We start from the raw sequence: 12402 nt of genomic DNA, 5'->3' as shown, positions 1-12402 counted from the left end.
GGCCGCGGGCTGAGCGCGGTGCGGCCGTTGCCCGCGCACTCCATCGTCACCCGCACCGTCTCGCTGGGCAGTGCCTTCAGCGACTCCAGGTCCAGGGTCAGGGGGCGCTCTACCGCCCCGTCGATGTCGAGCTGCCAGCCCAGCGGGTCGACCTCGGGGATGTCGTAGTGCGTCAGCACGTAGTGCGAGCCCGACGGCGTGACGTCGTGGCGCAGGAGCTCCATCGGCAGCGCGTGGTTGCGGGAGGCGAGCCGCAGCTCGTCGATCGTGATGCCCTCGTCGGGGTCGGCCAGGCGGGACGACGCCCGCAGCGTGTCGAGTGGGTCGCTCATGCGCCCAGCATCCCCCATCCGGCGCACGGCCACGACCTCACCGGCGCCCGACCCGCTACATCTCCTCGTGGGTCTCCGGGTCGCCGCCGAAGAGCCGCCCGTCGGGCCGGCCCAGCGCGGTGATGGCCGCCATCTCCTCGTCGGTGAGCCGGAAGCCGAAGACGTCGAGGTTCTCGCGCTGGCGCTCGGGCGTCGCCGACTTGGGGATGGGCACGGCGCCCAGCTGGACCTGCCAGCGCAGGATCACCTGGCCCGGCTGCACGCCGTGGGCGCGCGCCGCGGCGGCGACCGGCGGCTCGGTGAAGGGGGCCTGCCGCTTGCCCAGCGGGCTCCACGACTCGGTCAGCACCCCGAGCCCGGCGTGCACCGCACGCATCTCCTCCTGCGGGAAGTAGGGGTGCAGCTCGACCTGGTTGACCACCGGCGTCACCCCGGTCTCCTCGACGATGCGGGCGAGGTGGTCGCCGGTGAAGTTCGAGACGCCGATGCTGCGCACCAGCCCCTGCTCGCGGAGGTCCACCAGGGCACGCCACGCCTCGGCGTACAGCCCCCGGCCGGGGTTGGGCCAGTGGATCAGGTGCAGGTCGAGGTGGTCGAGCCCGAGCCGCTCGAGCGACGCGTGGGTGGAGCGGACCGCGTCGTCGTAGCCGTGGTGGCGACCGGGGATCTTGCTGCAGACGACCAGCTCCTCGCGGGGCACGCCGGACCGGCGGATCGCCTCGCCCACCTCGCGCTCGTTCTCGTAGTTCACCGCGGTGTCGAGGAGGCGGTAGCCCAGCTCGATCGCCGAGGTGATGGCCGCGGTGCCGTCCTCGCCCCGGAGCGGGTAGGTCCCGAAGCCGATGGCGGGCAGGGGATGGCCGTCGCTGAGCGCGTGGGTCGGGATCACCATGCTCACCACGGTAGTGGTGGGCGCCGAGCGCCCCTGTCCGCATTGTGCGCTGTCGGCGAACACAGGCACACAGCGTGTGGAAGTGTCCGGACCACGGGCTAGGGTCGGCGACGTGAACCAGAACTCCATCGCTCCCGAGATGAACGGCGCCTCGTCGTCGTACGGCCTCGACGACCACATCTACCAGCGGCTGCTGCGCGAGCGGATCGTGTTCCTCGGCTCCGAGGTCCGCGAGCAGAACGCGAACGCCATCTGCGCCCAGCTGCTGCTGCTGTCGGCCGAGGACCCCGAGGCCGACATCTTCCTGCACATCAACTCGCCCGGCGGCTCGGTGGACGCCGGCATGGCGATCTACGACACCATGAACTACATCCCCAACGACGTCGCCACCGTGGGCATGGGCCTGGCGGCCTCGATGGGCCAGTTCCTGCTCTGCGCCGGCACCAAGGGCAAGCGCTACGCCCTCCCGCACGCGCGGATCATGATGCACCAGCCCTCCTCCGGCATGGGCGGCTCGGCCTCCGACATCAAGATCCAGGCGCAGCAGTCGATCCACATCAAGAAGGTGCTGCTCGAGCTGATCGCCCAGCACACCGGCCAGGGCCTCGACCAGGTCATCGCCGACGCCGACCGGGACCGCTGGTTCACCGCCGACCAGGCCCTCGAGTACGGCCTGGTCGACAAGGTGATCACCAGCGCCCGCGAGGCCGCCGACCAGGGCCGTCCGGCCCGCAACTCCGACGCCGACCCCGCAGCCGAGAAGGACTGACATGAACTACTACATCCCGCAGTGGGAGGAGCGCACGTCGTACGGCTTCCGCCGCATCGACCCCTACGCCAAGCTCTTCGAGGAGCGCATCATCTTCCTCGGCTCCCCGATCTCCGACGACGTGGCCAACGCGGTCATGGCGCAGCTGCTGTGCCTGGAGACGATGAACCCCGACCAGGACATCAGCATCTACATCAACAGCCCCGGCGGCTCGTTCACCGCGCTGACGGCGATCTACGACACGATGCGCTTCATCAAGCCCGACGTGCAGACGGTCTGCCTGGGCCAGGCGGCCTCCGCGGCCGCGATCCTGCTGGCCGCCGGCACCCCCGGCAAGCGCCTGGCGCTGCCCAACAGCCGGATCCTGATCCACCAGCCCTACACCGAGGGCACGTTCGGCCAGACCTCCGACATCGAGATCCAGGCCAACGAGATCCTCCGGATGCGCGAGCTGCTGGAGAAGATGATCGCCGACCACAGCGGCAAGGAGATCGACCAGGTCAGCCGAGACATCGAGCGCGACAAGATCCTCACCGCCGAGCAGGCCGTCGACTACGGCCTGATCGACGCCGTGCTGGAGCCACGCTCGGGCGTCGCGGCGCTCGTCTGAGCCGCCGCCCGCACGAGAGGACGCACCGCAGACCCCGTGTCCGGCCCCGCGCCGGGGCCGGCACGGGGTACCGTCTAGGAGTTTGCAGCACGAACGCCGGGGTCCTTCCCGGCCGGACCGGAGGAATGATCGCCCGTGGCTCGAATCGGTGACGGCGGCGACCTGCTGAAGTGCAACTTCTGCGGGAAGAGCCAGAAGCAGGTCAAGAAGCTCATCGCCGGCCCCAACGTCTACATCTGCGACGAGTGCATCGAGCTGTGCAACGAGATCATCGAGGAGGAGCTCGCCGAGGGCTCCGAGCTCGGTCTCGAGGAGCTGCCCAAGCCCAAGGAGATCTTCGAGTTCCTCAACGCCTACGTCATCGGCCAGGAGCACGCGAAGAAGTCCCTGGCGGTGGCCGTCTACAACCACTACAAGCGCGTGCAGGCCGGCCTGAGCCTCGCCGGCGGCAAGCACACCAAGGACGACACCGTGGAGGTGTCGAAGTCCAACATCCTGGTGATCGGTCCCACCGGGTGCGGCAAGACCTACCTCGCCCAGACGCTCGCGCGGATGCTGAACGTCCCGTTCGCCATCGCCGACGCCACCGCCCTCACCGAGGCCGGCTACGTCGGCGAGGACGTCGAGAACATCCTCCTCAAGCTGATCCAGGCCGCCGACTACGACGTCAAGAAGGCCGAGACGGGCATCATCTACATCGACGAGATCGACAAGGTGGCCCGCAAGGCGGAGAACCCCTCGATCACCCGTGACGTCTCCGGGGAGGGCGTGCAGCAGGCGCTGCTGAAGATGCTCGAGGGCACCACCGCCTCCGTGCCGCCGCAGGGTGGCCGCAAGCACCCGCACCAGGAGTTCATCCAGATCGACACCACGAACATCCTGTTCATCGTGGGTGGCGCGTTCGCCGGCCTCGAGCACATCGTCGAGCAGCGGGTGGGCAAGAAGTCCCTCGGCTTCACCGCCGAGGTCCGCGGCCAGGCCGAGCGCGAGGCCGAGGACCTGATGGCGCAGGTGCGCCCCGAGGACCTCACCAAGTTCGGCCTCATCCCCGAGTTCATCGGTCGCCTCCCGCTCATCGCGAGCGTCAGCAAGCTCGACACCCAGGCGCTCGTGCAGATCCTCACCGAGCCGCGCAACGCCCTCGTCAAGCAGTACCAGCGCCTCTTCGACATGGACGGCGTCGAGCTGGAGTTCACCGACGACGCCATCGCCTCGATCGCCGACAAGGCCCTCGAGCGCGGCACCGGTGCGCGCGGCCTCCGCGCGATCATCGAGGAGGTGCTGCTCGGCGTGATGTACGACGTCCCCTCGCGTGCCGACGTCGCGAAGGTGGTGGTGACCCGCGAGGTCGTCGAGGACGACGTCGCCCCGACCCTGGTGCCGCGCGAGTCCGAGGCCAAGAAGAAGAAGTCCGCCTAGCAGCAGCGGGCAGCCCGTCGGGAGACCGTCGGTCCTCGTGGTCGGCCCGTCGGTCGGTCCAGTGCGGTCGGCCCGGTGTGATCGGCCCTGTCTAGTCGGCCCTCTGGTCGGCCCTGTCTAGACGGCCTGTCCGATCGGCCTGTCCGATCGGTCGGGCCTCCTAGTCACATGTAGTCATTTCGGCCGGGAGCACGGGTCATTTGGCCTCAGGACCCTCGAGCACCGGGTGGCCCAGCCGGACAATGGACAGCGAACCTCGGGAGGAGTTCGCGCATGAGTGTCGATCACAAGCGTCCGTTGTACGCGTTCGTCGTCGTGGCCGTCATCTGCGGCCTGTTCCTCGGTCATGCCCTCCGCTCGGACGCCCTGGGCGGGGTCCTGCGCACGGTCGTCGCCGCTGCGCCGGCCGCACCGGGGCACGAGGTGGAGGTGCAGGAGCCGGCGACGGCCCCGGCCGCTGCCCAGGCACCCGACGTGCCGGCCGCACCCGTCGACCACGAGGTGACCACCGCGCCCGTCGTCACCGAGCCGGCGCCGCAGGACGAGCCGGAGGGGCCCGACCACGGCCGCACCGGCCACCCCTCCAGGACCCCGACGCCGCCTCCCGCCGTCAGCCCCGACGGCACCACCGGCGATCCCGAGGTGACGGTCACGACCGTCCCGCCGGTCAGCACCCCACCGGTCGTCACCGTTCCGGCCGTCGACGTCCCGACGACCAAGCCCGGTCGGACCGACGAGAGGGCCGTCAAGGACGCCGAGAGGTCGGTCAGGGACCTTGCCGCCCGGCATGGGCGGGGCGCCGACCGGGCAGCCCAGAAGGCGTCCGACAGGAGCGCCCGGACCGCGGACCGCGCCCACCACGACGCCGAGCACGCCGCCGACCGGGCGGCCAAGGACGCCGAGAAGGCCGCCGAGGCCGCGGAGAAGGCCGCGGAGAAGGCTGCGGAGAAGGTGGCCGACGACCTCCTGCCGACCATCCCGTCGCTCCCCGACCTGTTCGATGACCCGCTCGGCGACCAGCACGACGACCAGCACGATGACGAGGACGACGACGGGGGCGTCGGCCAGGGCCACGACGGCGTCGACGGGGACGACGGCGTCGGGCTCCCCTGAGCCCCCTGACTCAGGCTGGGTTCGGTGCCAGCTCCGCGGCAACCGACAGCCCGCCGGCCTGCTCGTCGACGGTGAAGACCAGGTCGCCGCTCACCTTGCCGGCACGACGCAGGTCGGACTCGGCGCGCTCGGCGGCCCGCACCAGGGCCTCGGGTCCCGAGATCTCCACGCGTGACAGCTCGGCGCGCATCGACACCTTGGCCTGCGACTTCGCCCCGCGGATGCCGGTGAGCGCGGTCGCGACGGCGTCGACGAGGCCGGCGTCCGCGGCCGCGGCGGCACCGAGGTCGGAGACCGCGGGCCACGGCTGGGTGTGGATCGACCCCTCCTGCCACCACGACCAGACCTCCTCGGTGACGTACGGCAGGAACGGTGCGAGCAGCCGCAGCTGGGTGTGCAGCGCGATCGCCAGGGTGGCCTTGGCCGAGGCGGTCTCGGGTCCCTCCTCGGCGTACGCACGCTCCTTGACCAGCTCGAGGTAGTCGTCGCAGAACTCCCAGAAGAACTTCTCGCTGACCTCCAGCGCCGTGGTGTAGTCGTAGGCGTCGAAGGCGTCGGTCGCCCGGGTCACGACCGTGGCGAGCCGCGCCAGCAGGGCATAGTCGATGGGCTCGCTCACCGCGAAGGCATCCCGCGCGGTGGCCCCGACGCCGAGGACGTACTTGCTGGCGTTGAGGACCTTCATCGCCAGCCGGCGGCCGACCTTCATCTGCGTCTCGTCGAAGGGCGAGTCCATCCCCGGACGGGCCAGGGCGGCGCGCCAGCGCACGGCGTCGGCGCCGAACCTCTCCAGGATGTCGGTGGGGACGACCACGTTGCCCTTGGACTTCGACATCTTCTTGCGGTCGGGGTCGAGGATGAAGCCCGAGATGAGGGCGTGGGTCCAGGGCGCGGCGTGCTGCTCGAAGTGGGAGCGGACGACCCGCGAGAACAGCCAGGTGCGGATGATGTCGTGGGCCTGGGTGCACAGGTCCATCGGGAAGACGCGGGCGAAGAGGTCCTCGTCGGTGGTCCAGCCGCCGGCGATGTGGGGCGTGAGCGACGACGTCGCCCAGGTGTCCATGATGTCGGGGTCGCCGAGGAAGCCGCCCGGCCTGCCGCGCTGCGCCTCGTCGTACCCCTGCGGAGCGTCGGTGGAGGGGTCGACGGGCAGCTGCTCCTCGCGCGGGAGCAGCGGGTGCTCGTAGTCGGGCTCACCGGCGTCGTCGAGGGGGTACCAGACCGGGAACGGCACGCCGAAGAACCGCTGGCGCGAGATGAGCCAGTCGCCGTTGAGGCCACCGACCCAGTTGTCGTAGCGGTGCCTCATGTGGGTCGGCACCCAGGTGATCTCGCTGCCGCGGTCGAGCATGTCCTGCCGGACGTCGGCGTCGCGGCCGCCGTTGGTGATGTACCACTGGCGGGTCGCGACGATCTCGAGGGGCTTGTCGCCCTTCTCGTAGAAGTTGGCCATCCGCTGGGTCGGGGTCGGCTCGCCGTCCAGGTCCCCGGAGGCCCGCAGCTTCTCGACCATCGCCTCGCGGGCGCTGAACGTCGTCTTGCCGGCGAGGTCGGCCCAGCCGGCGGCCGCGGTGGCGCCGGTCAGCCACTCGGGCGTCTCGCGGTGCAGGCGGCCGTCGCGGCCGATCACGGTGCGCACCGGCAGCTGCAGCTCGCGCCACCAGGTGACGTCGGTCAGGTCGCCGAAGGTGCAGCACATCGCGATGCCGGCGCCCTTGTCGGGCTCCGCCAGGGGATGGGCGACGACCGGGACCTCCACGCCGAAGACCGGCGACGTCACGGTCGTCCCGAAGAGCGGCTGGTAGCGCTCGTCGTCGGGGTGCGCGATCAGCGCGACGACGGCGGGGATGAGCTCGGGGCGCGTCGTCTCGATGTACACAGGGTCGCCGCCCGGGCGGTGGAAGGCCACCCGGTGGTAGGCGCCGGGGTACTCCCGAGCCTCGAGCTCGGCCTGGGCCACCGCCGACTGGAAGGTGACGTCCCACAGCGTGGGCGCCTCCTGCAGGTAGGCCTCGCCGCGGGCGAAGTTGCGCAGGAAAGCGCGCTGGCTGACGGCCCGGCTCTTCGGACCGATGGTGGTGTAGTGCTGGGACCAGTCGACCGAGAGGCCGAGGCGGCGCCACAGCGACTCGAAGACCTTCTCGTCCTCGAGCACCAGCTGCTCGCACAGCTCGACGAAGTTGGGCCGGCTGATCGGCACCTGCTTCTTGGGGTCGGGCTTCCCCGGGGGCGTGAAGTCCGCGTCGTACGGCAGGGTCGGGTCGCACCGGACGCCGTAGTAGTTCTGCACGCGGCGCTCGGTGGGCAGGCCGTTGTCGTCCCAGCCCATGGGGTAGAAGACGCTCTTGCCCCGCATCCGCTGGTAGCGCGCGATCAGGTCGGGGTGGGTGTAGGAGAAGACGTGCCCGACGTGCAGGCTGCCGCTCACCGTGGGCGGTGGGGTGTCGATGGAGTAGACGTTCTCGCGCGGCTGCGTGCGGTCGAAGGCGTAGGTGTCGTCGGCCTTCCACCGCGCCGACCACTTCTCCTCCAGGCCCTCCAGGGCCGGCTTGTCCGGTACGACGACGTCGCTGCGGACCGAGGGTCCGGGCGGCGTCGTCGGGGACAGGTCGGGGCTCTGGGTCTGGGTCATGGGGGTGAGTTTATGGGCGACGGTGCCCGGCCCCTAACGCAGTATTCGCCTCGCTGCGCCGCGGTTCGCCGACTAGCGTCCCGGCATGGTGGAGCTGACGTTCTTCGACGACCCCCGCGCGTTCCTCGCCCGTGCCGACGCGCACCTGCGCCGGGACCCGGTGATCAACACCGTCGTGGCGACGTACTCCGAGCGGCTGGCTGTCGAGATCGAGGACGGCCTCTACGAGCCAGAGGTCGACCACCCGCGCTGGTGGCTGGTCGTCACCGACGACGCCGGCGAGGTGGTGGGCGCCGGCATGCGCACCGCCCCGTTCGTGCCGCACCCGCCGTTCCTGCTCCCGGTGCCCGACGAGGCGGCCGTCGAGCTGGCCCGGGTCCTGCACGAGCGCGGCGAGGTGCTCGGCGGGGTCAACGGCGCGCTGCCCGGCACCCGGCTGCTGGCCGAGGAGTCGGCCCGCCTGACCGGTGGCCGGGCGGAGGTGGCGATCCACACGCGACTGTTCCGGCTCGACCGGCTGGTCCCGCCACGGCCGGTCGCCGGGTCGCTGCGCCTCGCCACGCCGCAGGACGCCGGGCTGGCGCTCGCGTGGTTCCTCGACTTCGCGCACGCCGCCGACGTGCAGGCCGGCCGCGAGCCCGGCAGCACCCACGAGCCGGTCGAGACGCTCGAGGGGATCCTGCGCCGCATCGAGCTCGGCCGGATCTGGCTCTGGGAGGACGAGGCGGGGGAGCGGGTGCACCTGACCGGCGCGAACCCGCCGTCGTACGGCGCGGCGCGGGTGGGGCCGGTCTACACCCCGCCGGAGCACCGCGGGCGCGGCTACGCCAGCGCGGCGGTCGCGCAGGTCTCGCAGGAGATCCTCGACGGCGGCAGCGTCCCGTGCCTGTTCACCGACCAGGCGAACCCGACCTCGAACGGGATCTACCAGGCCCTGGGCTACCGTCCGGTCGTCGACATGGCCAACCTGCTCGTCCACCACCGATCCGCTCGTCCCTCGTCCGCCGGAGGCGCCGCATGACCGAGCCCGAGCACGACCACTCGCACGGCAGCTCCTACGGGAGCGAGGTCCTCGAGGGGCTCAAGGCGCCCTCGCGCGACCTGCGGCGGCTCATCCCCGACGTGTACGCCGGCTTCGTGGCGATGTCGGCGGCGGCGATGACCCCCGGCGCGCTGGACGCCAAGGCCAAGGAGCTGCTCGCGCTCGCCGTCTCGGTGACCAAGCAGTGCGACGGCTGCATCGCCTCCCACGCCCGGGGGGCGGCGAGGGCGGGCGCCACCGACGCGGAGGTGGCCGAGACCCTCGGCGTGGTGATCATGATGAACGGCGGCCCCGGCACGGTGTACGCGCCGCGAGCCCTGGCGGCGTTCCGGGAGTTCAAGGCCCAGCTGCCCGACGCCTAGACTCGGGAGCAACATGAGCGATCCCTCCGCACCGCGCCTGTCCCAGACCTACGCCGAGGTCGAGGACGCCCTGCTCTCCCGCTGGCCCGAGACCCGACTCGAGCCGTCGCTCGACCGCATCGCGGCGTTCACCGAGCTGCTCGGCGACCCGCAGCGAGCCTTCCGCGTGGTGCACCTGACCGGCACCAACGGCAAGACCTCGACCTCCCGGATGATCGACACGCTGCTGCGCGGGCTCGACCTGCGCACCGGGCGCTTCACCAGCCCCCACGTCGAGCGGATGAGCGAGCGCATCGGCATCGACGGCGAGCCCCTCGACGACGAGGCGTTCGTGCGCGCCTTCAACGACGTGGCGCCGTTCACCCACCTCGTCGACGCCGACCAGCCGCACCCGCTGTCGTTCTTCGAGACCATCGTCGGGATGGCGTTCGCCGCCTTCGCCGACGCGCCGGTCGACGTGGCGGTCGTGGAGGTCGGCATGGGCGGCACCTGGGACGCCACCAACGTGGCCGACGGCGACGTCGCCGTCGTCCTGCCCATCGGCGTCGACCACGCGTCGTACCTCGGCGACACCCCGGCGGCCATCGCTGAGGAGAAGGCCGGGATCATCAAGCCCGGCTCCATCGTCGTCGTGGCCCAGCAGCTGCCCGAGGTCGCCGAGGTGCTGGTGCGCCGGGCCCTCGAGGTCGGGGCCACCATGGCCCGGGAGGGCGCGGAGTTCGGCGTCGAGTCGCGGGTGCCCGCCGTGGGCGGTCAGCTGCTCTCGCTGCGCGGGCTCCGGGCGACGTACGACGACGTCTTCCTCCCGCTGTACGGCGCCCACCAGGCGCAGAACGCCGCCGTCGCGCTGGCGGCCGTGGAGGCGTTCGCGGGGGAGGCCCCCCTCGACGAGGACATCGTCAGGGCGGCGTTCGCCGAGGTGACCTCGCCCGGCCGCCTCGAGGTGGTCAGGCGCAGCCCCACGATCGTGCTGGACGCGGCGCACAACCCGCACGGCGCCGAGGCCACCGCGGCCGCGCTCGAGGACTCCTTCACCTTCGACCCGCTCATCGGCGTCATGGGCGTGATGGGCGACAAGGACCACGAGGGCCTGCTCGGCGCCTTCGAGCCGCACCTCGCGCACCTGGTGTGCACGCAGAACTCCACCTCCCGCGCCCTGCCGGCCGCCGAGCTCGGCCGGGCGGCCCGCGCGGTCTTCGGCGACGACCGGGTCAGCGTGGTCCCCGACCTGGCCGCAGCCATCGACGCGGCGACCGCCCTGGCGGAGGCCGGCGAGGCCTTCGGTGACGCGCTCGGCTCCGGTGCCGTGCTCGTCACCGGGTCCGTGGTCACCGTCGGGGAGGCGCGGACGATGCTGACCCGCACGAGCGGGGGGCAGCGACGATGAGCGACGCCGCGGGCGCGCCGCAGCCGGTCCCGGCCGACGTCCCCGCCAACACCGAGCGCTCGCCGCGCCGCGGCATGTGCGCCGCCGTGCTGTGCCTGGAGGGGATCACCCTGGGGCTCACCACGCCGGTGCTCATCACGATCGCCGACGTGTCGGTCACCAACGCGCTCCTGATCGGTCTGGGCCTCGCGGTCGTGTGCCTGCTGCTCGCCGGCATGCTGCGGGCGCCGTGGGCCTACGCCCTCGGCTGGGTGGTGCAGCTGGGGGCGGTCGCGCTCGGCTTCGCCGTCCCGTTGATGTTCTTCCTCGGTGCCCTCTTCGCCCTCCTCTGGGGCACCGCCGACCTGCTGGGCCGCAAGATCGAGCGGGAGCGGGCCGCGGCGTACGCCGCCTTCGCGGCCAGCCGCGACGAGCCTCGCTGATCCGGGCGGGCGGCGATGGCCTAGGCTCCGCCGCATGACTCAGCGCACCCTCGTCCTCGTCAAGCCGGACGGCGTCCGCCGCGGCCTCACCGGCGAGGTGGTCCGTCGGATCGAGGCGAAGGGCTACCGCCTCGCGGCCCTCGAGCTGCGCGCGGCGACCCCCGACCTGCTGGCCGAGCACTACGCCGAGCACGAGGGCAAGCCGTTCTACGAGCCGCTGGTCGAGTTCATGCTCTCGGGCCCCGTCGTGGCCCTGGTGGTCGAGGGCGAGCGGTGCATCGAGGGCTTCCGCGCCCTCGCCGGGGCCACCGACCCCACGGTCGCCGCCCCCGGCACGATCCGCGGCGACCTCGGCCGCGACTGGGGCGAGAAGGTGCAGCAGAACCTGGTCCACGGCTCCGACTCCCCGGAGTCCGCCGAGCGGGAGATCGGGATCTGGTTCCCCTCTGCCTGAGCGTCACCCGGGGGTAGTCAGGCGCGAAACGGCTGTCGTCGCGTCCTCCGATCGACCATTTCGCACCTAACTACCCCGGCGCGGGTCCGGGCGGGGCGTGTCTGCCCCGAAACCGGGGCCGCGGCTCCCTACGCTGAGCGCGGGTCGCAGCACTCACATGCGTCCCGTCTACCCCATCGACCTCCGGCGGCTCACCACCGGGGCCCGACCAGCGAGGCAGCAGCGCATGGCGAACAGCTTCATCGGCCGCGACATGGCCGTGGACCTCGGGACCGCCAACACCCTCGTCTACGTCCGGGGCAGGGGCGTCGTGCTCGACGAGCCCAGTGTGGTGGCCATCAACGAGAACACCGGCGAGGTGCTCGCCGTGGGCCACGAGGCCAAGCGGATGATCGGTCGCACCCCCGACAACATCACCGCCATCCGCCCGCTCAAGGACGGCGTCATCGCCGACTTCGACGCCACCGAGCAGATGCTGCGCTACTTCATCCAGCAGGTGCACCGGCGCCGCTACTTCGCCAAGCCCCGCATGGTCATCTGCGTGCCCAGCGGGATCACCGCGGTGGAGCAGCGCGCGGTGAAGGAGGCCGGCTACCAGGCCGGCGCCCGCCGGGTCTACATCGTCGAGGAGCCGATGGCCGCGGCGATCGGCGCCGGGCTGCCCGTGCACGAGGCCACCGGCAACATGGTGGTCGACGTGGGTGGCGGCACCACCGAGGTCGCGGTGATCTCCCTCGGCGGCATCGTCACGAGCCTCTCGGTGCGCACCGCCGGCGACGACATCGACCAGGCCGTCATCGCGTGGATGAAGAAGGAGTACTCCCTGATGCTGGGGGAGCGCACCGCCGAGGAGATGAAGATGACCCTCGGCTCCGCCTTCCCGCTGCCGAGCGAGCCGGAGGCGGAGATCCGCGGCCGCGACATGGTCTCGGGCCTGCCCCGCACCGTCGTCGTGTCGAGCGCCGAGC

General features: G+C 71.7%; 13 protein-coding genes. 10 read left to right on the top strand and 3 right to left on the bottom strand.

Annotated features, from left to right (window positions below):
- Nucleotides 1-332 (bottom strand): molybdopterin-dependent oxidoreductase (locus QZX64_RS01225; protein ID WP_295656293.1); only part of this gene is annotated, 332 nt, incomplete at its 3' end.
- A gap of 55 nt (nucleotides 333-387) precedes the next feature.
- The gene (locus QZX64_RS01220; RefSeq protein ID WP_295656291.1) at nucleotides 388-1224 is read right to left on the bottom strand and encodes an aldo/keto reductase; all 837 of its coding nucleotides are present in this window, start codon (nucleotides 1222-1224) and stop codon (nucleotides 388-390) included.
- A gap of 112 nt (nucleotides 1225-1336) precedes the next feature.
- Between QZX64_RS01220 and QZX64_RS01215 the strand changes: the two genes are divergently transcribed.
- The 4 genes from QZX64_RS01215 (at nucleotide 1337) to QZX64_RS01200 (ending at nucleotide 5135) form a co-directional block, all read left to right on the top strand.
- Nucleotides 1337-1993 (top strand): ATP-dependent Clp protease proteolytic subunit, encoded by a 657-nt coding sequence (locus QZX64_RS01215; protein WP_295656289.1) that lies wholly within the window; start codon nucleotides 1337-1339, stop codon nucleotides 1991-1993.
- Between the two features lies 1 nt (nucleotide 1994).
- On the top strand, nucleotides 1995-2603 hold the full coding sequence (locus tag QZX64_RS01210; protein ID WP_295656288.1) for an ATP-dependent Clp protease proteolytic subunit: 609 nt from the start codon (nucleotides 1995-1997) through the stop codon (nucleotides 2601-2603).
- 135 nt (nucleotides 2604-2738) lie between these two features.
- Entirely contained in the window at nucleotides 2739-4022 is a 1284-nt protein-coding gene (gene clpX, locus QZX64_RS01205) for an ATP-dependent Clp protease ATP-binding subunit ClpX (RefSeq protein ID WP_295656287.1), read from the top strand.
- A gap of 273 nt (nucleotides 4023-4295) precedes the next feature.
- Nucleotides 4296-5135, top strand: coding sequence for a hypothetical protein (locus QZX64_RS01200; RefSeq protein ID WP_295656286.1), 840 nt, complete (start codon nucleotides 4296-4298; stop codon nucleotides 5133-5135).
- A gap of 10 nt (nucleotides 5136-5145) precedes the next feature.
- Here QZX64_RS01200 and valS read toward each other — a convergent pair whose 3' ends face one another.
- Nucleotides 5146-7767 (bottom strand): valine--tRNA ligase, encoded by a 2622-nt coding sequence (gene valS, locus QZX64_RS01195; protein ID WP_295656285.1) that lies wholly within the window; start codon nucleotides 7765-7767, stop codon nucleotides 5146-5148.
- A gap of 85 nt (nucleotides 7768-7852) precedes the next feature.
- Here valS and QZX64_RS01190 point away from each other — a divergent pair, with 85 nt between their 5' ends.
- The 6 genes from QZX64_RS01190 to QZX64_RS01165 form a co-directional block, all read left to right on the top strand.
- A complete protein-coding gene (locus QZX64_RS01190; RefSeq protein ID WP_295656284.1) occupies nucleotides 7853-8788 on the top strand; it encodes a GNAT family N-acetyltransferase in 936 nt (311 codons plus the stop codon).
- The gene (locus tag QZX64_RS01185) at nucleotides 8785-9171 is read left to right on the top strand and encodes a carboxymuconolactone decarboxylase family protein (RefSeq protein ID WP_295656282.1); all 387 of its coding nucleotides are present in this window, start codon (nucleotides 8785-8787) and stop codon (nucleotides 9169-9171) included. Before QZX64_RS01190 ends, QZX64_RS01185 begins: the two co-directional genes overlap by 4 nt.
- A gap of 13 nt (nucleotides 9172-9184) precedes the next feature.
- On the top strand, nucleotides 9185-10558 hold the full coding sequence (locus tag QZX64_RS01180; protein ID WP_295656280.1) for a folylpolyglutamate synthase/dihydrofolate synthase family protein: 1374 nt from the start codon (nucleotides 9185-9187) through the stop codon (nucleotides 10556-10558).
- Nucleotides 10555-10980: a DUF4233 domain-containing protein gene (locus QZX64_RS01175; RefSeq protein WP_295656278.1), complete on the top strand. Its 426-nt coding sequence runs from the start codon at nucleotides 10555-10557 to the stop codon at nucleotides 10978-10980. Before QZX64_RS01180 ends, QZX64_RS01175 begins: the two co-directional genes overlap by 4 nt.
- Before the next feature lie 34 nt (nucleotides 10981-11014).
- The gene (gene ndk, locus QZX64_RS01170) at nucleotides 11015-11434 is read left to right on the top strand and encodes a nucleoside-diphosphate kinase (protein ID WP_295656277.1); all 420 of its coding nucleotides are present in this window, start codon (nucleotides 11015-11017) and stop codon (nucleotides 11432-11434) included.
- 226 nt (nucleotides 11435-11660) lie between these two features.
- Nucleotides 11661-12402, top strand: a 742-nt coding sequence (locus QZX64_RS01165) for a rod shape-determining protein (protein ID WP_295656275.1), incomplete at its 3' end; no start/stop codon positions are given.

Source organism: uncultured Nocardioides sp. (assembly GCF_902805925.1).
GTDB lineage: Bacteria > Actinomycetota > Actinomycetes > Propionibacteriales > Nocardioidaceae > Nocardioides.
This window is presented reverse-complemented; position numbering and strand designations above follow the sequence as displayed.

Excerpts from the sequence above, each read along its gene's own strand:
- valS (WP_295656285.1), bottom strand. The coding sequence starts at position 7,767 with ATGACCCAGACCCAGAGCCCCGACCTGTCCCCGACGACGCCGCCCGGA.
- QZX64_RS01200 (WP_295656286.1), top strand. The coding sequence starts at position 4,296 with ATGAGTGTCGATCACAAGCGTCCGTTGTACGCGTTCGTCGTCGTGGCC.
- QZX64_RS01190 (WP_295656284.1), top strand. The coding sequence starts at position 7,853 with ATGGTGGAGCTGACGTTCTTCGACGACCCCCGCGCGTTCCTCGCCCGT.
- QZX64_RS01180 (WP_295656280.1), top strand. The coding sequence starts at position 9,185 with ATGAGCGATCCCTCCGCACCGCGCCTGTCCCAGACCTACGCCGAGGTC.
- QZX64_RS01220 (WP_295656291.1), bottom strand. The coding sequence starts at position 1,224 with ATGGTGATCCCGACCCACGCGCTCAGCGACGGCCATCCCCTGCCCGCC.
- QZX64_RS01175 (WP_295656278.1), top strand. The coding sequence starts at position 10,555 with ATGAGCGACGCCGCGGGCGCGCCGCAGCCGGTCCCGGCCGACGTCCCC.
- ndk (WP_295656277.1), top strand. The coding sequence starts at position 11,015 with ATGACTCAGCGCACCCTCGTCCTCGTCAAGCCGGACGGCGTCCGCCGC.
- QZX64_RS01210 (WP_295656288.1), top strand. The coding sequence starts at position 1,995 with ATGAACTACTACATCCCGCAGTGGGAGGAGCGCACGTCGTACGGCTTC.
- QZX64_RS01185 (WP_295656282.1), top strand. The coding sequence starts at position 8,785 with ATGACCGAGCCCGAGCACGACCACTCGCACGGCAGCTCCTACGGGAGC.